Source organism: Acinetobacter sp. IRS14 (assembly GCF_034650275.1).
Taxonomy (GTDB): domain Bacteria; phylum Pseudomonadota; class Gammaproteobacteria; order Pseudomonadales; family Moraxellaceae; genus Acinetobacter; species Acinetobacter oleivorans.
The window spans coordinates 18,135-37,253 of sequence record NZ_JAOVFN010000002.1; the positions used below are offsets into that span (position 1 = coordinate 18,135).

The 19,119-nt window shown below is 38.8% G+C and carries 20 protein-coding genes; 6 read left to right on the forward strand and 14 right to left on the reverse strand.

Annotated features, from left to right (window positions below):
- Positions 1-9 precede the first annotated feature (9 nt).
- Entirely contained in the window at positions 10-1,530 is a 1,521-nt protein-coding gene (ppx, locus tag ODQ17_RS02315) for an exopolyphosphatase (RefSeq protein ID WP_004794521.1), read from the reverse strand.
- Positions 1,531-1,807: 277 nt separating this feature from the next.
- Here ppx and trxA point away from each other — a divergent pair, with 277 nt between their 5' ends.
- Both trxA and rho read left to right on the forward strand, forming a co-directional pair.
- Positions 1,808-2,134 (forward strand): thioredoxin, encoded by a 327-nt coding sequence (trxA, locus tag ODQ17_RS02320; RefSeq protein WP_003655060.1) that lies wholly within the window; start codon positions 1,808-1,810, stop codon positions 2,132-2,134.
- A gap of 322 nt (positions 2,135-2,456) precedes the next feature.
- Positions 2,457-3,725 (forward strand): transcription termination factor Rho, encoded by a 1,269-nt coding sequence (gene rho, locus ODQ17_RS02325; RefSeq protein WP_004794523.1) that lies wholly within the window; start codon positions 2,457-2,459, stop codon positions 3,723-3,725.
- A 163-nt stretch (positions 3,726-3,888) separates the two neighbouring features.
- On the opposite strand, the gene ODQ17_RS02330 is transcribed toward rho, so the two are convergent.
- The gene (locus tag ODQ17_RS02330; RefSeq protein ID WP_107880773.1) at positions 3,889-4,041 is read right to left on the reverse strand and encodes a hypothetical protein; all 153 of its coding nucleotides are present in this window, start codon (positions 4,039-4,041) and stop codon (positions 3,889-3,891) included.
- A gap of 94 nt (positions 4,042-4,135) precedes the next feature.
- On the opposite strand from ODQ17_RS02330, the gene ODQ17_RS02335 reads away from it, so the two are divergent.
- Complete coding sequence (locus tag ODQ17_RS02335; protein ID WP_322901514.1) at positions 4,136-4,378, forward strand: hypothetical protein; 243 nt, start codon at positions 4,136-4,138, stop codon at positions 4,376-4,378.
- Between the two features lie 155 nt (positions 4,379-4,533).
- Here the strand turns inward: ODQ17_RS02335 and ODQ17_RS02340 are convergent, their stop codons facing one another.
- From ODQ17_RS02340 to pheS, 3 genes are read right to left on the reverse strand one after another with little or no spacing between them, the layout of a single operon-like run.
- Entirely contained in the window at positions 4,534-4,830 is a 297-nt protein-coding gene (locus ODQ17_RS02340) for an integration host factor subunit alpha (RefSeq protein ID WP_000126166.1), read from the reverse strand.
- Positions 4,827-7,208, reverse strand: a complete 2,382-nt coding sequence (gene pheT / locus ODQ17_RS02345; RefSeq protein WP_322901516.1) for a phenylalanine--tRNA ligase subunit beta — start codon at positions 7,206-7,208, stop codon at positions 4,827-4,829. The genes ODQ17_RS02340 and pheT overlap by 4 nt, the downstream gene beginning before the upstream one ends.
- A gap of 32 nt (positions 7,209-7,240) precedes the next feature.
- Complete coding sequence (pheS, locus tag ODQ17_RS02350; protein WP_252060468.1) at positions 7,241-8,221, reverse strand: phenylalanine--tRNA ligase subunit alpha; 981 nt, start codon at positions 8,219-8,221, stop codon at positions 7,241-7,243.
- Positions 8,222-8,379: 158 nt separating this feature from the next.
- Between pheS and ODQ17_RS02355 the strand changes: the two genes are divergently transcribed.
- Complete coding sequence (locus ODQ17_RS02355; protein WP_252060469.1) at positions 8,380-9,372, forward strand: hypothetical protein; 993 nt, start codon at positions 8,380-8,382, stop codon at positions 9,370-9,372.
- A gap of 6 nt (positions 9,373-9,378) precedes the next feature.
- Here ODQ17_RS02355 and ODQ17_RS02360 read toward each other — a convergent pair whose 3' ends face one another.
- The 4 genes from ODQ17_RS02360 to rpmI form a co-directional block, all read right to left on the reverse strand.
- Positions 9,379-9,882, reverse strand: coding sequence for a GNAT family N-acetyltransferase (locus ODQ17_RS02360; protein ID WP_322901518.1), 504 nt, complete (start codon positions 9,880-9,882; stop codon positions 9,379-9,381).
- A gap of 57 nt (positions 9,883-9,939) precedes the next feature.
- Positions 9,940-10,497 (reverse strand): NADAR family protein, encoded by a 558-nt coding sequence (locus tag ODQ17_RS02365; RefSeq protein ID WP_322901785.1) that lies wholly within the window; start codon positions 10,495-10,497, stop codon positions 9,940-9,942.
- Positions 10,498-10,587: 90 nt separating this feature from the next.
- Entirely contained in the window at positions 10,588-10,947 is a 360-nt protein-coding gene (gene rplT, locus ODQ17_RS02370; RefSeq protein ID WP_000124858.1) for a 50S ribosomal protein L20, read from the reverse strand.
- Between the two features lie 11 nt (positions 10,948-10,958).
- Entirely contained in the window at positions 10,959-11,153 is a 195-nt protein-coding gene (gene rpmI, locus ODQ17_RS02375; protein ID WP_003655048.1) for a 50S ribosomal protein L35, read from the reverse strand.
- A 236-nt stretch (positions 11,154-11,389) separates the two neighbouring features.
- On the opposite strand from rpmI, the gene nreB reads away from it, so the two are divergent.
- Entirely contained in the window at positions 11,390-12,643 is a 1,254-nt protein-coding gene (gene nreB, locus ODQ17_RS02380) for a nickel resistance MFS transporter NreB (RefSeq protein ID WP_199988000.1), read from the forward strand.
- A 44-nt stretch (positions 12,644-12,687) separates the two neighbouring features.
- Here the strand turns inward: nreB and ODQ17_RS02385 are convergent, their stop codons facing one another.
- The 4 genes from ODQ17_RS02385 to thrS all read right to left on the reverse strand — a co-directional run bounded on the left by ODQ17_RS02385 (position 12,688) and on the right by thrS (position 16,502).
- Positions 12,688-13,116 carry a YqaA family protein gene (locus ODQ17_RS02385; protein ID WP_049837865.1) on the reverse strand — a complete coding sequence of 143 codons (429 nt, stop codon included), beginning with the start codon at positions 13,114-13,116 and terminating at the stop codon, positions 12,688-12,690.
- Positions 13,117-13,173: 57 nt separating this feature from the next.
- Positions 13,174-13,794, reverse strand: coding sequence for a glutathione S-transferase N-terminal domain-containing protein (locus tag ODQ17_RS02390; RefSeq protein WP_322901521.1), 621 nt, complete (start codon positions 13,792-13,794; stop codon positions 13,174-13,176).
- Between the two features lie 228 nt (positions 13,795-14,022).
- Positions 14,023-14,574 (reverse strand): translation initiation factor IF-3, encoded by a 552-nt coding sequence (gene infC, locus ODQ17_RS02395; protein WP_081399203.1) that lies wholly within the window; start codon positions 14,572-14,574, stop codon positions 14,023-14,025.
- Positions 14,575-14,579: 5 nt separating this feature from the next.
- Entirely contained in the window at positions 14,580-16,502 is a 1,923-nt protein-coding gene (gene thrS, locus ODQ17_RS02400; RefSeq protein ID WP_004794546.1) for a threonine--tRNA ligase, read from the reverse strand.
- Between the two features lie 393 nt (positions 16,503-16,895).
- Between thrS and ODQ17_RS02405 the strand changes: the two genes are divergently transcribed.
- Positions 16,896-18,533: an acyl-CoA synthetase gene (locus ODQ17_RS02405; protein ID WP_322901523.1), complete on the forward strand. Its 1,638-nt coding sequence runs from the start codon at positions 16,896-16,898 to the stop codon at positions 18,531-18,533.
- A 48-nt stretch (positions 18,534-18,581) separates the two neighbouring features.
- Here ODQ17_RS02405 and yjgA read toward each other — a convergent pair whose 3' ends face one another.
- The gene (gene yjgA, locus ODQ17_RS02410) at positions 18,582-19,118 is read right to left on the reverse strand and encodes a ribosome biogenesis factor YjgA (protein ID WP_004794549.1); all 537 of its coding nucleotides are present in this window, start codon (positions 19,116-19,118) and stop codon (positions 18,582-18,584) included.
- Position 19,119: the final 1 nt, after the last annotated feature.

The following is a 19,119-nucleotide window of genomic DNA, read 5'->3' on the forward strand; positions in this document are numbered from 1 at the left end:
ATTATCCCTTTAATCGATAAATTTTTCCGACTGAATATTCAATTCAATGTCCCAATGCTTAAACTGCTCTTGCTCATCGTGCAAGTCGGCAACTAACAATGGCCATTGTTTGGCATCACCAGAAACACTAAGCTGCCATTGTTGATCATTTATGATGGTCAGTTCAATGGCAGGAAGCATCTGATCACTTCGACTATGGTTGAGTAAAACTGCTAGGCGAAGTAATAAACTTAAGTAAAGTAATTTATGACCACCAGCCTTCAAAATTTCGTTTTTTACATCATTTCGCAATTTACGACGATGGTGAGCAACTAAATGTGAAAGATGATTTTGATCAATTTGCGAGAAACCTGGAATATCTGAGTGCTGTAATAAATAAGCACCGTGGCGATGATAACCACCATGACTAATTGCTAAACCAATTTCATGCAAATAAGCAGCTCGACGCAGTAAGTCACTGTCTTCACTAGTTAAATTAAGAGATTTCGCAACACCATCAAATAATTGTTGTGCTGTATTTACAACTCTTTCTGCTTGCTTTGGATCTGCGTTATAACGCCCCATTAAGGCCTGTACACTACGATCACGGATATCTTCATGTTTAAATCGACCTAACAGGTCATACATCACACCTTCGCGTAATGCACCATCAGAATATGCCAAACGATCAATTTCTAAAACTTCAAAAACTGCGTACAAAATTGCCAATCCGGCTGGCAAAACTGCTCGTCGATCTTCTCTTAATCCTTCAAAATCAATTTCAGAAACATTTTTAAACTTAAGTAATTTATCTTTAAGTTTATATAGTCCTTCTCGAGTGACATTTTCTTGTTCATCACTTAAGCCCATATTGACCATAATTTGGCGACAGGCCTTAATCGTTCCACTCGAACCAACGACTGTATCCCATCCTTCCATTTTATAAGTCGTTGCAATAGCAGAAAGTTCTTTACGAGCAGCCACTACGGCCTTATCAAATGCTTTTTGTGTAATTTCCCCATCAGAAAAATAGGCCGTTGTATAAGCCACACAACCCATTTGTAATGACTCAGTATAAATGGGTTCAAACTCTTCACCGATAATGAATTCGGTAGAACCACCACCAATATCAACAACTAAGCGACGTCCACCATTGGCCATGGTATGCGATACACCCAAATAGATCAGACGGGCTTCTTCTCGTCCTGCAATAATTTCAATAGGTTTAGGTAAAATTTCTGCAGCTTTTTGAATAAATTCATGACCATTTTTTGCCTGACGCAAGGCATTCGTAGCCACGATTCGTAAACGATTAGGTTGAACAGAGCTCAATCTTCCAACAAAACGGGCTAGACATGCTAAACCACGTTGCTGCGCGGCTTCTGTTAAATTTTTATTTTCATCTAAACCAGCTGCAAGCTGTACTTTTTCTGACATCGAAGCAACTTTTTTAACTTCGCCATGATCTACCCGTGCAATTGCAAGGTGAAAGCTGTTCGACCCCATATCTATGGCGGCAAGTAATTCTTCATCAATCAGAAAGTCAGACATTATTGAACTAAACCCATAACAATTCACGCCTAGAGTAATTCACACGAATGCAATTGAAAAGCCATTTTCATCAACAATTAATAGCCATCGATATTTTTCTAATTGTTAAACGATTGTACAAGCCGATGATGAATATCGTGAGCATCCATTAGACAAATTTAGTTAAGCCTTGAATAATAGCATCAAACCCTTACATTGAACTAAGTAGCTATGTAATACTGATAGAGATAATTTCTCCTGTAGTAATAGCACTTTTTCTAAAAATTGGAGCCGTACCATGTCTGCGACTATTGTAAATACAACTGATGATAACTTCCAAGCAGATGTTCTAGACGCTGAAACACCTGTACTTGTTGACTTCTGGGCAGGTTGGTGTGCACCTTGTAAAGCAATTGCACCTGTTCTTGAAGACCTATCAAGTGAATATGCTGGTAAAGTAAAAATTGTTAAAGTTGATGTAACTTCTTGCGAAGATATTGCAGTGAAATACAATATCCGTAATATTCCTGCTTTATTACTTTTCAAAAATGGTGAAGTTGTAGCTCAACAAATTGGTGCTGTACCTCGCTCTAAACTTGTTAGCTTTATTGATGAAAATGTTTAAGTCAAAATGCTAAGAATGAAAATACGCTATACTTTTTTATAGCGTATTTTTTTCGGCTATAAATTGACAAATTAACTAAGCTGGCTTATATTGCATGCTCAAGAGGCACTGAAGGGAATCATCTTCGTCCGGCTTCTTACAAGACACAAACATAAAGATCGCCACTCGGCAACAGAAATTGTTTTTTCACATTTTTCTTCGAAACAATCAATCAGACTTCTGAATTGTTATTGTGTAAATACAATTGCGATAATCTTTTTTGTATGCGAGCGATTTTTCTTCTTTTTAAACCACACTCTACTCTTTCCTAATTCTGACCCTTATGAATTTAACTGAACTCAAGAAAAAACCAATTGGTGAATTAATTAAAATTGCTGAATTTATGGGCCTGGAAGGTATGGCTCGTAACCGAAAGCAAGATATTATCTTTGCCATTTTGAAACGCCATGCAATGAATGGCGAAGAAATTTTTGGTGATGGCGTTCTTGAAATTCTCTCTGATGGTTTTGGTTTTTTGCGCTCTGCGGCAGGTTCGTATTTAGCAGGTCCGGATGATATTTATGTGAGTCCTTCACAAATCCGACGCTTTAACTTGCGTACAGGTGATACCATCACAGGTACTATTCGCCCTCCAAAAGAAGGTGAGCGTTATTTCGCGTTGCTCAAAGTTAACCAGATTAACTATGACACGCCAGAAAATTCTCGAAATAAAATTTTATTTGAAAACTTAACCCCCCTTTTCCCAACTGAACAATTGGTTATGGAACTCGGTAATGGTACGACAGAAGATTTAACTGCTCGTGTTGTTGACTTAGTTGCGCCAATTGGTAAAGGACAACGTTCTATTATTGTTGCACCGCCAAAAGCGGGTAAAACAATGTTACTTCAAAATATTGCTCAATCGATTGTTAGAAACAATCCAGAAGTATTCCTGATTGTTCTATTAATTGACGAGCGTCCAGAAGAAGTAACTGAAATGGAACGTACTGTTCGCGGTGAAGTCATTGCTTCAACATTTGATGAAGCTCCTGCTCGCCACGTACAAGTTGCAGAAATGGTAATTGAAAAAGCAAAACGTCTTGTTGAACATAAAAAAGACGTTGTGATTCTTCTTGACTCTATTACCCGTCTTGCTCGTGCTTACAACACGGTTATCCCATCATCAGGTAAAGTATTAACTGGTGGTGTAGATGCTCATGCATTAGAACGCCCTAAACGTTTCTTCGGTGCTGCACGTAATATTGAAGAAGGCGGATCTCTTACGATCATTTCAACTGCTTTGATTGAAACAGGCAGTAAAATGGATGACGTAATTTATGAAGAATTCAAAGGTACAGGTAACCAAGAGATTACACTTGATCGCCGTATTGCTGAAAAACGCGTCTTCCCTGCCATGAATATTAAGAAATCTGGCACTCGTCGTGAAGAGCGTTTAATGGATGATGATAACTTACGTAAAGTATGGATCCTCCGTAAGCTTCTACATCCTATGGATGAATTGGCGGCAATGGAATTCTTACTTGATCGTATGAAAGAAACCAAAACAAATGATGATTTCTTCGATCAAATGAAGCGTAAAGCTTCAACTTAATCGATTAATCTTCATAAAAAGCCACTCTTTTGAGTGGCTTTTTATTTGGTTGACAAGCTTTACACAAAAATACATTTTGCAGTTTTTTATGTAATTTTACTTATAAGCTTTTGATAATAATTATTTTTGAATTAAAAAAAATAAGTTTTTTAGTAGTTTACCTCTACCTTTTCCAATACACTCGAGCCGATTGATTGTTTTTTTCTGTTAAAAAACAGACTGTTTTTCTGTTTTTCATACATTTTTTTGACAGACGACAGTAGTATTTCAGCATTTGCAGTGATAGCATAGCGGCAGACCAGTTAGACTGCTCCATGCGTTGTTACCTAGCTACGTTTTAGGAATAATAAAAGCAAAACAGTCCAACTTAGGTTTTTTTAATCTCAAATCTTTTTTGTGAGAGTGATGCCATGTTATTCAAAAAATTTGCTGTTGCTGCTGCTGTAGCTGCTACTTTAGCTTTCGTTGGTTGTTCTAAGAAAGAAGAAGCTCCTGCTGCTGCTGCTTCTGAAGCTGTAGCTGCTGCTTCTGAAGCTACTACTGCTGCTTCTGAAGCTGCTGTAGCTGTTGACGCTGCTGCTTCTGAAACTGCTGCTGCTGCTTCTGACGTTGCTGCTGCTGCTTCTGACGTTGCTGCTTCTGCTGCACACTAATCTATATATTAGATTAGAAAAAAAGAGGACATTTTGTCCTCTTTTTTTACGCCTAAGTTTTATATTCCAAAAATCATTTCGCTTAAACTATCTAGATAAATTGATATAACATTTTAATTAAATAAAGCCATCTAAATATAAGTAAAAAAAGCAGATCAATCGATCTGCTCATTTCCAACGCGTTGTCTAAACTTTTGACCTGCTCTAAAAGTCACTACCCTACGTGCAGAAATTGGAATTTCTTCACCTGTTTTAGGATTACGTCCTGGACGTTCGCGTTTATCTCTTAACTCAAAATTACCAAAACCAGAAAGCTTAACCTGCTCCCCTGCAATAAGTGCTTGGCTAATTTCGTCGAAGAACAACTCGACCATTTGTTTTGCTTCACGGCGATTTAAGCTGGTTAACTCACTTAAATGATCAGCCATGTCTGCTTTAGTTAATGCTGTCATGAGGCCCTCAATGTCGCTTGATAAGTGTTTTCTAACACTTGGATTATATTGTCCATACCAGATTTAATTTCAGCATCTTCAAGCGTACGTGAAGGATGTTGCCACAAAAGTGCAAACGCTAATGAGCGCTTACCATCTTCGACACCCTGCCCCGTATACACATCGAATAACCATGTAGAGTCTAAAAGCTCTCCACCAGTTTGTTCGATTAACTGCTGAATATCTCTAACATTTATATTATCAGAGATTAAAAGCGCAATATCACGTCTAACCGAAGGAAAACGTGATAATTCTGTAAAATTAGATACATAAGATTGCAAAACAGCTGTTTGATCAAGTTCAGCCACCCAAGTCGTGCTTAAATCAAGCTCATTTTCTAGAGATGGATGCAAACGGCCCAAGTAACCAATTGATTTACCTTCTACTAAAATTTCAGCCGATTGTCCTGGATGCAACCACGCACGTTCTGAACGAACATATTCCACACTTACACGACCAGCAGCTAAAACTTCCTCCACCTCACCTTTGAAATCAAAGAAATCCATTGGTTGAGGCTTAACATGCCATGATTCTGGTTCTTGTGAACCCACTGCAACCAGAGCCAACGTAGGCGTCTGTTTTAAATCTTCAATGCTCTTAGCATTTTGATAATCAAAACGCAGTCCGAATTCAAAGAAACGAACACGACTTTGCTGACGGTTGAGATTATATTGTACGCAAGGAATTAAGCTAGAAAGTAAAGTACTACGCATTGCAGCCAAATCACTTGAAATTGGATTTGCTAGCATTAGTGGCTGAACTTCTGGATTTAATTGCTTTTCAAGTTTTGCATCAGCAAAGCTAAAGCTAATTGCTTCTTGATAACCTAAAGTCACGATCGTTTGACGCAGCTCTGCGAGTTCAAAACGATCTTGATATTTAGCAAATTTAACATCCATAGTTGGTAAGCTAATTTGGATATTGTCATAACCATCAATACGCGCCACTTCTTCAATTAAGTCTTGATAAATAGCCATGTCATAGCGATGTGATGGCGGTACTACACTCCATTCACCTTCAGTCTTAACTGTTACCTTACATCCTAGTCGAGTTAAAGCATCTGCAATGAACTCACCCGCAACTTGATATCCCAATAATTGGTCTACCTGAGCTTGTTTCAATTCAATTGCTTCACGGCTAGGCAGTAGATCAGTTTTTTCAGCTACAGTAATTGGACCAAACTCGCCGCCTGCTAACTCTTGAATAAGCTGAGAAGCACGATTCATTGCAATTAAAGGTAATTCGAAATCTACACCGCGTTCATAACGCTGCGAAGAGTCGGTATGTAAACCAAAACGACGAGCACGCCCAGCAATCGCAAGTGGTGCAAAGAAAGCACTTTCTAGGAAAATATCAGTCGTATCATCAGTTACACTTGATGATAAACCACCCATAATTCCAGCAATTGCCAGAGCTTTTTGGTCATCAGCAATCACCATTATATCTTCTTGCAACTCAACTTCCTGATCATTCAGAAGTTGTAACTTTTCTTGTTGTGTTGCTTGACGAACACGTACAGTCCCTTCGATTTTAGACAAATCGAATGCATGCATTGGTTGACCCAATTCCATTAAGACGTAGTTGGTCACATCAACCAAAATACTATGAGTACGGATTCCTGAACGTGATAAAGCCTGTTCCATCCACTCAGGAGTAGCAGCTTTTACATTAACATTTTTAACTACCCGCCCTAGATAACGCGGAGCACCTTCAGTACTGATAACTACTTTTTTCTCATCAGCAATAGTGGCATCAACCGCGTTAATTACAGGTTCATTCATTTGCAGCTTATTAATAACTGCAATTTCACGAGCAATACCACGAATACTAAAACAGTCACCACGGTTTGGAGTAATGCTGATATCAATGACATTATCATCAAGTTTGAGGTATTCACGGATATTTAATCCTACTGGAGCATCAGCTGGCAATTCGAGCAAACCATCGATTTTATCTTCAAGATCGATCTCAGAAGCACCACAAAGCATGCCTTGTGACTCAACTCCTCGAAGTTTACCTTTTTTGATTTTAAAATCACCAGGTAAAACTGCACCAATGGTTGCCACAGGTGCTTTCATTCCAGCGCGAACGTTCGGTGCACCACATACAATTTGTAAAGGCTCACCTGAACCAATATTCACTGTTGTAACACGTAGACGGTCTGCATCAGGGTGCTGCTCAACAGTGAGCACTTCACCAATTACAACGCCAGTAAATGGTTTAGCAACAGGTGCCAATTCATCAACTTCAAGACCAAGCATCGTCAACTGATCAGATAATGTATCACTATCAATTGCCGGATTAACCCATGTACGTAGCCAATTTTCGCTAATCTTCATCTTTATAAACCTTTTTTAATCCTGAAAAACTGTTAGGCAAATTGGCGTAAGAAACGCACATCATTTTGATAGAACATACGCAAGTCATTAATGCCATAACGCAACATAGCAAAGCGCTCTACCCCTAAACCAAAAGCAAAGCCTTTGTATTTATCAGGATCAATACCCGCGGCACTTAATACATTTGGATGCACCATGCCACAGCCTAAAACTTCTAACCAACGGCCACGTTCATCCATAATATCTACTTCTGCACTTGGCTCAGTAAATGGGAAATATGATGGACGGAAACGTACCTTTAAATCTTTCTCGAAAAATTCATTCAGCAGGTTAATTAATAAACCTTTTAATTCAGCAAAGCTGGTGTTCTCAGCAACATACAAGCCTTCGATCTGATGGAACATTGGCGAATGCGTCTGATCCGAGTCACAACGATAAACACGGCCTGGACATACGATACGAATTGGTGGCTCACTTGTTTCCATGGTACGAATTTGCACACCAGACGTGTGCGTACGCAGTAAATGAGTGGCATCAAAATAGAAAGTATCGTGCATAGCACGCGCTGGATGGTGACCAGGAATATTTAATGCTTCAAAATTGTGATAGTCATCTTCAACTTCTGGACCAGTCGCAACTGTAAAACCAGCTTTAGTGAAGAACTGACAAATTCTTTCTTGTACTTGAGTAACAGGGTGAACTGTACCAATGCGCTGACCGCGGCCTGGCAAAGTAATATCAATCGTTTCGCTTGCTAGCTTTTGCTCAAGTGCTGCCTGTTGTAATGCTGCTTGACGTTCTGTTAAAGCAGTATTAATTGTTTCTCGAACAGCATGAATCGCAGCACCTTGTACTTTGCGTTCTTCAGGGTCCATTTTCCCTAATGCTTTCGATTGTTCTGCAAGCTGGCTTTTTTTCCCTGTAAATTGCACACGCACCTGATCAAGTGCAACAAGGTCTTGAGCTGCTGCAATGGCAGCAAGCGCTTCTGTGGTCAGGGCTTCCAGTGACATATTAACTCTCAAAGCAACAAATTAAAAAAATATAATAAAACACTGCATTCTAACAGTTTTTCATCAGATTGATGAAGTTTATCCATCATGAAAAATGTATTAGGCAACAAAAAGATAAAACGTATAAGATAATAGCATCGTCAATGAGATCAACTATTATGGCGCTCAATCAAATTTGGAAACAACAACTTACGCTTGTGACGTATGGTAATGAATACCTCCGTCAGAATTTAAGCTTTACCCAATGGCGACAACATCATATTTTTGACCACCATAGTTTTCAGTTTCGTGACTTAGCTTCTCAGCATTTACTCGCTCAACACTTTCAAGTTTGGCTAGAAGCGCTAAAAAAACAAGGTACCACTCAGCTCAGTTTACATTTATCAAGCCTGCTAAACGAAGAGCAAAATCCAAACAGCAACGTTGAGCTTTTGCCTTACACTCATTTTATCGTTAGCCATCAAAATGATAAGAAATTTGCATGGATTTTCGGCCATGAACTTGCTGAATGGTATAACAATGATAATGAGTTTGAAGCTCCTGCTTCACAAACCTGTGAGCTTCGTTTAGAAACTTTCTGGCGTTTTGAACTCAATGAAAAATTATCAAAAAAAATTGAAGCTGATTTAAAAAATCCGCCATGGCAAGAAATAGCTGACTTTATGGAGAGTGAATTATTTCGTAGTAAATATGCAGCAGGGTTTGAAGAGCCAGAATTTCAAAAAGCTCATTTTGATGGTACAAGCATTACGAGCCAAGAACCAAGACTTGCTTTAATTCCAGAAAATTATCCTGCTGATTATGCTCATCAGCTTTTATCTCGTACTCAAGCATTGGCTAATTATTTAGAACAAAAGAAACGCCTTGCAAATGATCCATTAGGAGAAGAGCTAGACCAAGAACAACTCATTAATTTAAGAAATTTTACGCAAAAAACTGATGATTTGTTTGCCAAACTTATTGTTAAGGCTGCAAATCACTACCAAACAGCTCAGATCGTACCTGTAATTAAAGCCTCTCCGTTCGAGCAATCAAATGAAAATCCACAACATTTGAAATCTCACCACCATAAAGGCACTGGTTCAGGCGTTATTAAGCTGATTATTCTAACGATTATTATTTGTGCTCTGGCTTATTATTTTGGGCTTTAACTTAAATTAGAGTTTCCATTGATAAAGTAATTCTGTTGTTTCGAAGCCGAACTCCGGTAGTTCGGTTTCGCCAATTATTTTGGCTCCCATTTTTTCATAAAAAAACCGGCTTGGATTTTTATTAAAAACTTCTAAACGAATAAAACTGTATCCCTGATTTAAAGCACATTGATAGAAATTTTGGAATAACTCACGGCCTATGCCTTGTTTTTGAACTTCTCTTAAAAGATAAAAAGCAAGAATTTCAGCAATATTACTCTCTGGGTTTAAGTAACCATCGAGAAAGCCTTTCACTATTCCATTTTCAGTATAGATAAGTAACTTATGATCAGGGCTTTTGGTGATTTCTTTCCATAACTGTTCTTTATCTAGTACTTTAAGCTCATCCAATATTTCCTGCTTAAGCATACCTGTATAGGTTTCTTTCCAACACTGCACATGTACTTCTGCAATAGATAATGCATCCTTAAAAGTAGCTATACGAATTTCTCTTTCATTTAGTAATTGCAATTCGTTCCCCTCACGTCACTACTTTTAAAATGAAGCACCAATTTGTTTCATACAAACTTATTCAGCTAAAAGCCGCTCTCGAACATGCATTAGAGCAAAACCCAACAAATTTAAGCCTTGCCATTGAGATGGATCTTGAATATGTGGATGGTCTTGTGCCATACCAATTCCCCAAATTTTATCGACTGGAGATGCTTCAACCAAAATACGATCTTTTGTGGCTAATAAGAATTCTTTCAATTTATGATGTTGAGAGAATTTAGCAAAGTTCGCCTGCACCACTATGTCAAAACGTTTTTCTCGCCATATCTGTTCATCATAATTACGCACTTTACGACCTAGCTGTTTTGCCTCATTCGGATGTTTAACCTGCAAAATCTGTGCAAAAATTTCTTCATCATTAAATAATTTTGCTTTTTGCGCCATCATATAGTGCTCAGCAGTAAAGTACTCAACACTCTCAATTTCAAATTGCGCAGGAAACCACTGGCTAAAACAGCTTTTATCAATAAGATCAGCTTGCTTAGGAGTATGTCCCCAGAAATATAAGTATTTAGACTGATCGTCTTGCTTTACTTTTTGTATTAAGTCATTTAGAAATTTTTCGTCTTTCATCATTTATCTCTGATTATTCTCTTTTTTAAAATAGAGCCACTAAAAATAAAAAAGACCGCTAAAAAGCGGCCTCTTTTTGAATCTCTAAGCTTATGCAGCTAATGCGCCTTTAGCTTTTTCAGCTAAAGCAGCAAATGCTACTGCATCATGCATAGCGATGTCAGCTAATACGCGACGGTCGATGATCACTTGAGCTTTTTTCAAGCCATCGATCATACGGCTGTAAGACAAACCATTTTGACGAGCACCAGCATTGATACGCGCAATCCATAGAGCACGGAATTGACGTTTCTTTTGACGGCGGTCACGATAAGCGTATTGACCAGCTTTGATTACCGCTTGGAACGCTACGCGGTAAACGCGTGAACGAGCACCATAGTAACCTTTAGCGCGAGCAAGAATTTTTTTGTGACGACGATGAGCCACTACACCACGTTTTACACGAGCCATTTATAATCTCCTTAGATGTATGGGCACATACGACGAACTGAGTTCACGTCAGAAACATGAACCATTACACAGCCGCGTAATTGACGGATACGTTTAGCAGATTTTTTGGTCAAAATGTGGCGCTTAAATGCTTGTTTGCGCTTAAAACCGTGTGCAGTCGCCTTGAAGCGTTTAGCAGCACCGCGGCGAGTTTTCATCTTAGGCATAACAACCTCTTTTGAACACCTGTTCGGAACGTTTGCACCATTGCAAAAACGACCTGCAGGTAAGGGAGCCGATATTCTAAAGCATCCCAACTTAAAACAAAAGTAAAATGCTCATTTTTTGATAGTAAATTGTCTATTTTATATAAACGATATTTTCTATAATCAATTATCAAATTACGAGAAAATCCACAAAATCATCGCCTATAATAAGTGCAATCCCCTAAATTCAAAAGAATATGAATATACAAAATGATGCTTTCGCTGCATTACGGTATCGAGACTTCTCTATCGTTACGATCAATCAGTTTTGCTTAACGCTCGCAATTTTGATTCAAGAAATTATTGTTGCCTATTCATTATATCAAATCACCAAAGACCCACTAACTTTAGGTTTAATCGGACTTGCAGAGGCTATTCCTTTTATTGCCCTTTCTCTTTGGGGAGGCTATTTTGCAGATAGGTTTAATAAACAGATTATTATGAAAATCTGTTTATTTTTCTCGGTTCCCCTTCCCCTGGTTTTATGGTTACTTTTCCACTTACATGGTTTAGGGCATATCAGTGTTAGCTTCCTTTCTTGGGGCATTTATGCTGTTATTTTTGGCTTAGGAACAATCCGCGGTTTCTACAATCCTTCTGCAACATCTTTAAAACCATTTTTAATTCCACGCGAACTTTATGCAAATGGTGCGACATGGACAACCATCGGCTGGCAAAGTGGTGTAATTATTGGACCAATGCTGGGTGGTTTTATGCTTGCTTATTTAGGCAGAGAAACCAGTCTATTTAGCGTTGCTGTTTTACTTGGTATTTGCTTTATTTTAATTAATTTATTGCATAAACGTAATTTCCCTAAAATTGAAACTGACAATATTCTAGAAAGCTTAGGAGAAGGTTTCCGTTTTATCTGGAAAACCAAAATTGTTCTTTGGGCAATTTCTCTTGATTTAGCTTCTGTTTTATTTGGCGGCGTTATCGCGTTATTACCAATTTTCGCAGAAGATATATTAAAAGTCGGTCCGGAAGGGCTTGGATATTTACGAGCTGCTCCATCTATTGGCGCACTTATCACAATGATTGCTTTGACCCGCTTTCCGCCAACTCAGCACGCATGGCGTAACATGTTACTTGCTGTAGCAGGGTTTGGAATATTTACTATTCTATTCGCCTTCTCAAAAAATATGTGGTTATCACTTTTTGCTCTTGCTATGACAGGCGCATGTGACAGTATTTCTGTTGTGGTAAGACAAACCATTTTGCAAATTTTCCCACCAGAAAATATGCGAGGCCGCGTTGCTGCCGTAAACGGGATGTTTGTATCTTCGAGTAATGAATTAGGGGCCTTTGAATCAGGTTTAGCTGCTAAATATTTAGGCACGATTACCGCTACAATTTTTGGAGGCTGCATGACGCTGGTTGTTGTGACTTTCTGTTGGATCAAAACGAACGATCTATTTAAAGTTGATATCACCAGAAGCTCAGAAGATTAATTTAAAGATTTATAAATCAAAGCATCTTCGGATGCTTTTTTATTTTAAATAAAACCCATCACCACCCAGTAAATAAACAAATAGCGCCCTGCTTTAGCAATAATAACAATACCAAGGAAGCGCCAAAAATTTTCTTTGAAGAGTCCAGCAACCAAAGTAATTGGATCACCAATGATAGGCGCCCAACTTAAAAGTAAAGAGTAAAAGCCATACTTATGATAAAAGCGTTGGGCTTGTTCTAAACGTTTTTCAGAAACTGGAAACCACTTTCGATGTTTAAATTGCTCTATCTTTAGGCCTAACCACCAATTAACACAAGAACCTAAGACATTACCCAAAGTAGCAGTACCGATTAAAAGCAAAGCTGAATATTGTCCCTTTAATAATAAAGTGACCAACACCGCTTCAGACTGTAGAGGTAATAATGTGGCAGCACCAAAAGCACTGATAAAAAGCAAAAAGTAACTCAGCATAAGCGATTACACCAAATGACTTTTTGCTTTAAGCATTTATTAAATCTAGGCAAGAAATTAAGCCACTTTAATTGATAGTGCTTTCTGAACTGCTGGGCGTGCTGTTAAGCGCACAATATATTCTTGTACATATGGATAGTCTTCAAGTTGAATACCTTGCCATTCATAACGCAAGATCCAAGGTAAAATTGCCATATCAGCAATTGAATATTCACCAGCAACAAACTTCTGACCAATTAATTGTTTATTAAGTACGCCATATAAACGTTTAGTTTCATTAACATAGCGATCTATAGCATAGGGAATTTTTTCAGGGGCAAATTTATTAAAATGATGATTTTGCCCAAGCATAGGTCCTAAACCACCCATTTGCCACATGAGCCACTGCTCAACCTCAACTCGCTCTTGTTCATCATCTGGATAAAATAATCCAGTTTTTCGACCTAGATATTGCAAGATAGCGCCCGATTCAAATATAGATATCGGCTCACCACGAGGTCCATTTTGATCAACAATCGCAGGAATTTTGTTATTTGGAGAAATTCTCAGGAAATCTGGTTGAAATTGATCATTTTCTAAAATATTAATTGGGTAAAGGGTGTAATCCAGTCCCATTTCTTCTAAGGCAATTGTGATTTTATGTCCATTGGGAGTTCCCCAATAATATAGATCAATCATTCTATTTTCCTATTCATCGTTATCATGACTGCGTCTTGCGTTATATCATGTTTTAAGAGGAGCGATGAGATTTCCAACACTAAAAAACACATAAAATTCGTGAATTGAATTTCTTAAAAAAATATAGCAATTGTCTTAAATAAAACTGAACAAAGAAAAGTTAAGTGATATTTTTTATTAGTATTAGAGTAAAAAAAAGCACTGCTTTTGCAGTGCTTTTTTTGAGTATTACTTTTTCTTTTTCGGTCCAAGTAACATACCCATTTGACGGCCTTCCATTTTTGGTGCTTGTTCCACAACCCCATACTCAGCCACGTCTGCTTCAATTTTTTGCAATTGAGCTAAGCCAAGTTGTTGATGAGCCATTTCACGACCACGGAAACGTAAAGTGATCTTCACTTTGTTTCCTTCTTCAAGGAATTTCAAAATAGCACGAAGCTTAACTTGATAATCACCAACATCAGTTGCAGGGCGCAGTTTGATTTCCTTCACTTGCACTTGATGCTGTTTTTTCTTCGCATCTTTTTGCTTCTGCTTAAGGTCAAACAAGTGCTTGTTGTAATCCATAATTTTACAAACAGGCGGCTCGGCGTTTGCAACGATCTCAACAAGATCAAGTTCAACCTCTTCAGCAGCACGCAGTGCTTCACTTAATGAAACAATTCCTTTTTGCTCACCTTCAGCACCGACGAGGCGTACTTCTTTTGCACGGATCTCATCGTTAATTGCTGGACGGTTGCTTTTTGCACCTTGTTGTTGGTTACGGTCAGGCTGTTTAATCTTTCTTACTCCACAATATACCGGCCGCGTTCGGCGACGGCAGACTTCACTAAGTCAATGAATGCATCTACTGACATAGTACCTAAATTTTTTCCTGAGCGCGTACGTACATTCACTGTACCTTCTTCAACTTCTCGATCACCAAGAACCAACAGGTAAGGAATACGCTCTAAAGTACGCTCACGAATCTTAAATCCGATTTTTTCGTTTCTCAAGTCAGAAATAGCACGAAGACCATTTTCTTTGAGTTTTGCTACGACTTTCTCACAAGCTTCAGCTTGAGAGTCAGTAATATTCATAACACATGCTTGTAACGGCGACAACCAAGGTGGCATGAAACCAGCGTAGTGTTCAATTAGTATACCAATAAAACGTTCAAAACTGCCAAGAATTGCACGATGCAACATAACAGGCTGATCACGATCATTGTCTTCAGTTACGTAAGACGCATCTAAACGCTCTGGTAAGTTGAAGTCACACTGAATAGTACCACATTGCCATACACGTCCGAGACAGTCTTTCAATGAGAATTCAATTTTCGGACCGTAGAACGCACCTTCACCTGGCTGTAGTTCCCACTCAAGACCCGCTGCATCTAAAGCATCTGCTAAAGATTTCTCAGCCATATCCCAAAGCGCGTCATCACCCACACGTTTTTCTGGACGTGTAGACAGTTTCATTTGCACTTCTTCAAAGCCAAAATCTTTATAGACATCTAAAGTGAGCTTGATAAAGTCTGCAACTTCTTGACCAATTTGTTCTTTAGTACAGAAGATATGTGCATCATCTTGTGTAAAACCACGTACACGCATAATACCGTGTAAAGAACCAGATGGTTCATTACGATGGCAAGAACCGAACTCGGCTAAACGAATTGGTAAATCACGGTAAGACTTTAAACCTTGGTTGAAAACTTGCACGTGACATGGGCAGTTCATTGGCTTAACCGCATAATTACGACTTTCAGAATGAGTCGTAAACATGTTATCAGCGTAGTTTGCCGCATGACCAGATTTTTCCCAAAGCGTAAAGTCTACGATTTGTGGAGTTTTAATCTCGAGGTAACCATTGTCTTGCTGAACTTTACGCATGTATTGTTCAAGAACTTGATAAATCGTCCAACCATTTGGATGCCAGAACACCATACCAGGTGCTTCTTCTTGCATATGGAACAAGTCTAAGGCTTTACCAATTTTACGGTGGTCACGCTTTTCAGCTTCTTCAATACGCTTAATGTACGCAGCAAGCTGTTTCTTATCAGCCCATGCAGTACCATAAATACGTTGAAGCTGTTCATTCTTCGCATCGCCGCGCCAGTAAGCTCCAGAGATTTTTGTCAGCTTGAATGATTTTAAGAATTTGGTGTTTGGTACGTGTGGACCACGGCACATATCCAAATAATCTTGATGGTAGTACAAGCCCATTTGTGTTTCTTCAGGCATGTCTGCAATCAAGCGTAATTTGTATTCTTCGCCACGTGCAGTAAATTCAGCAATTACTTCATCACGTGGTGTCATTTTTTTAACGACATCGTAATCTTGGTCGATGAGCTTTTTCATGCGCTCTTCGATCGCTGCCATATCGTCTAATGTAAACGGACGAGGCATCCAGATGTCGTAGTAAAAACCTTCTTCAATGACTGGACCAATCACCATCTTGGCTTCAGGGAATAGCTGTTTAACAGCATGTCCTACAAGGTGTGCGCAAGAATGGCGAATAATTTCAAGACCTTCTTCATCTTTTGGAGTGATAATTTGTAAGGTCGAATCTTCGGTAATTAAGTCACATGCATCAACTAAGCGATCATTTACACGGCCAGCAACAGTATTTTTTGCTAGACCAGGCCCGATACTTTGGGCAACTTCCATAACAGATACAGCGTGATCAAAACTTTTTTGATCGCCATTTGGCAATGTGATAATTGGCATAAAAAAATCCTTAAGGAGTGATGCCCTATACGAAGGAGCATTTCACCGCGAGATTATGATCGAGGCGAACCTCAAAATATAAAAACGGTGTAAATCAAAATTAAAAAACCTGAAAGATTTTACACTTGTTCAAGCAAAGTGAAAACCTTTGAGCCCACAAAATCATAAATACATTTTGCTTATCAGGTAAACAGCAATAAATGACTTAAAAATATATTGGGAAGATTTTTTAAACACACTCAGCGCAAGTGGTTTAAGATGAAGAAAATAGCATTTTTGCTCATTTTCTGACTGAAGGGTATTTCTGTTTAAGACTAAAGCATAGATGCTTTGATGCGTATTAAGTCATATTTTCAAAGAATGAATTAAAAATAGAACACGGAGTTGTTTACCATGGTTAGTGCTTATGATGAGTTACCACGCACACCCGCAAACTTTGTTGCATTGTCCCCTCTACGCTACTTAGAGCGTGCAGCTTATATTTATCCCAATCAAGCATCGATTATTCATGGTAAGCGCCAAATTTCATGGAAAGAAACTTACCAACGTTGTTGCCAGTTTGCTTCTCAGCTCAAACAACTGGGAATTGAAAAAAATGATACGGTGTCTGTCTTATTGCCAAATATTCCAGCCATGGTTGAAGCACATTTCGCAGTTCCAATGGCGGGTGCCGTACTCAATACACTCAATACACGCTTAGATGCAAAAACAATAGCCTTCATGCTTGAACATGCTGAAAGCAAAGTACTGTTGGTTGATCCTGAATTTGTTAATTTGGCAAGAGAAGCCCTCTCTCTTATTCCTGACCAGCATATTATTGTGATTGATGTAGCTGATGACGAATATGAAGGTGAAAATCAGTTTATCGGTTCTTTTGAATATGAAGAATGGATAGCCCAAGGCGATATTAACTTTGTATGGCATTTACCAGAAGATGAATGGGATGCAATTAGCTTAAATTACACATCTGGAACAACGGGTAATCCTAAAGGCGTTGTTTATCATCATCGTGGGGCTTATCTCAATGCTGCAAGCAATATCTTAGCCTGTGGCATGAAACCTCGTGCTGTGTATTTATGGACATTACCCCTTTTCCATTGTAATGGTTGGTGTTTTGCATGGAGTATCGCAGCCAGCGGTGGAACGAATATTTGTTTGCGCAAAGTTGACCCAGAATTAGTCATGCAACTCATTGCAGAACATAAGGTTGATTATTTCTGTGGTGCACCGATTGTTCTTTCAATGATTATTAACTTACCTAAAGAAAAACAAACTAGCTTTGATCACCATGTTGAAGTAATGGTTGCTGGAGCAGCTCCTCCTGTTGCTATTATAGAAGGTATGCGAAACATGGGAATTAACGTCAACCATGTTTATGGCTTAACAGAAACATATGGCCCTTCTGCCTTGTGTGCTTCACAATCTGGATGGAATGAGCTTTCAATTGCTGAACAAGCTCAGCTTCATTCCCGTCAAGGTGTACCCTACCCATTACAAGACAGTATGCGTGTGTTAGACCCCGAAACAATGCAGCCTGTCCCGAATGATGGACAAACCATGGGGGAAATTATGTTTCGTGGCAATATTGTCATGAAAGGCTATTTAAAGAACCCTCAAGCAACTCAAGAAGCTTTTGCTGGCGGATGGTTCCACACGGGAGACTTAGCCGTTTGCCATCCAGATGGCTATGCAAAAATTACTGACCGATCAAAAGACATTATTATTTCAGGTGGAGAAAATATTTCATCTCTAGAAGTAGAAGATGTGTTGTATAGACACCCAGCTGTTTTAACTGCTGCGGTCGTCGCTAAACCCGATGCTCGTTGGCAAGAAGTACCCTGCGCATTTATTGAATTAAAAATGGGTGCTACAGCAACACCGGAAGAAATTATTGAACATTGCCAAAAAGAGTTAGCACGCTTTAAAGTTCCTAAAGATGTGGTTATTACAGAAATTCCAAAAACATCTACCGGCAAATTACAGAAGTTTATTTTGCGAGAATGGGCAAAAGAACGTGCTGAAAATATATAAATAAAAAAAGCGACGCCTCCAGCGTCGCTTTTTTTTATTTAAGCGCATTTAGCCTTGATCAGACAATAATGCGATTTGCTGCACATAGTTAACAAATTTAACTTTTGATGCCTCAATATCTGCTTCACTCGCCTGTTGAGTTTTATCGCGGTTGATTCTCAACACATGCTGACGCAAGGTGTGACGTTCCGATGCATTATAAATTTTACTAAATTCATTAATTGCAGGATCACCCTGCTCAATCATACGGTCAACCCAACGCATTAATTGAGCTTGTCTTTTTGCGCCTTGCTGCGGGGTTAAATAAGACAAAATAATCGTCTCATCTTCATTGCGCAATAACTTACCAATACGTTGAAATTGGCGACGACGTGCTTCAAAAGAACTAATGTTCTGCACTTCCATTAAAGCATCAATTAAACGCTCATCAACTGGAAGCTTCTGAATTTGTTTAATAGAAAGTTGTGCGAGTTGCTCACCTAAAGCAGCCATGCGTTGCACTGCTTTTTTCTGTTCGGTTTTACTTGCACGTCCTTCTAAAGAACCGAAATCTTCTTCAGTATAACGTTGGGAACCACGTGCCACG

Excerpts from the sequence above, each read along its gene's own strand:
- ppx (WP_004794521.1), bottom strand. The coding sequence starts at position 1,530 with ATGTCTGACTTTCTGATTGATGAAGAATTACTTGCCGCCATAGATATG.
- trxA (WP_003655060.1), top strand. The coding sequence starts at position 1,808 with ATGTCTGCGACTATTGTAAATACAACTGATGATAACTTCCAAGCAGAT.
- rho (WP_004794523.1), top strand. The coding sequence starts at position 2,457 with ATGAATTTAACTGAACTCAAGAAAAAACCAATTGGTGAATTAATTAAA.
- ODQ17_RS02330 (WP_107880773.1), bottom strand. The coding sequence starts at position 4,041 with ATGGAGCAGTCTAACTGGTCTGCCGCTATGCTATCACTGCAAATGCTG.
- ODQ17_RS02335 (WP_322901514.1), top strand. The coding sequence starts at position 4,136 with ATGTTATTCAAAAAATTTGCTGTTGCTGCTGCTGTAGCTGCTACTTTA.
- ODQ17_RS02340 (WP_000126166.1), bottom strand. The coding sequence starts at position 4,830 with ATGACAGCATTAACTAAAGCAGACATGGCTGATCATTTAAGTGAGTTA.
- pheT (WP_322901516.1), bottom strand. The coding sequence starts at position 7,208 with ATGAAGATTAGCGAAAATTGGCTACGTACATGGGTTAATCCGGCAATT.
- pheS (WP_252060468.1), bottom strand. The coding sequence starts at position 8,221 with ATGTCACTGGAAGCCCTGACCACAGAAGCGCTTGCTGCCATTGCAGCA.
- ODQ17_RS02355 (WP_252060469.1), top strand. The coding sequence starts at position 8,380 with ATGGCGCTCAATCAAATTTGGAAACAACAACTTACGCTTGTGACGTAT.
- ODQ17_RS02365 (WP_322901785.1), bottom strand. The coding sequence starts at position 10,497 with ATGAAAGACGAAAAATTTCTAAATGACTTAATACAAAAAGTAAAGCAA.
- rplT (WP_000124858.1), bottom strand. The coding sequence starts at position 10,947 with ATGGCTCGTGTAAAACGTGGTGTAGTGGCTCATCGTCGTCACAAAAAA.
- rpmI (WP_003655048.1), bottom strand. The coding sequence starts at position 11,153 with ATGCCTAAGATGAAAACTCGCCGCGGTGCTGCTAAACGCTTCAAGGCG.
- nreB (WP_199988000.1), top strand. The coding sequence starts at position 11,390 with ATGAATATACAAAATGATGCTTTCGCTGCATTACGGTATCGAGACTTC.
- ODQ17_RS02385 (WP_049837865.1), bottom strand. The coding sequence starts at position 13,116 with ATGCTGAGTTACTTTTTGCTTTTTATCAGTGCTTTTGGTGCTGCCACA.
- ODQ17_RS02390 (WP_322901521.1), bottom strand. The coding sequence starts at position 13,794 with ATGATTGATCTATATTATTGGGGAACTCCCAATGGACATAAAATCACA.
- thrS (WP_004794546.1), bottom strand. The coding sequence starts at position 16,502 with ATGCCAATTATCACATTGCCAAATGGCGATCAAAAAAGTTTTGATCAC.
- ODQ17_RS02405 (WP_322901523.1), top strand. The coding sequence starts at position 16,896 with ATGGTTAGTGCTTATGATGAGTTACCACGCACACCCGCAAACTTTGTT.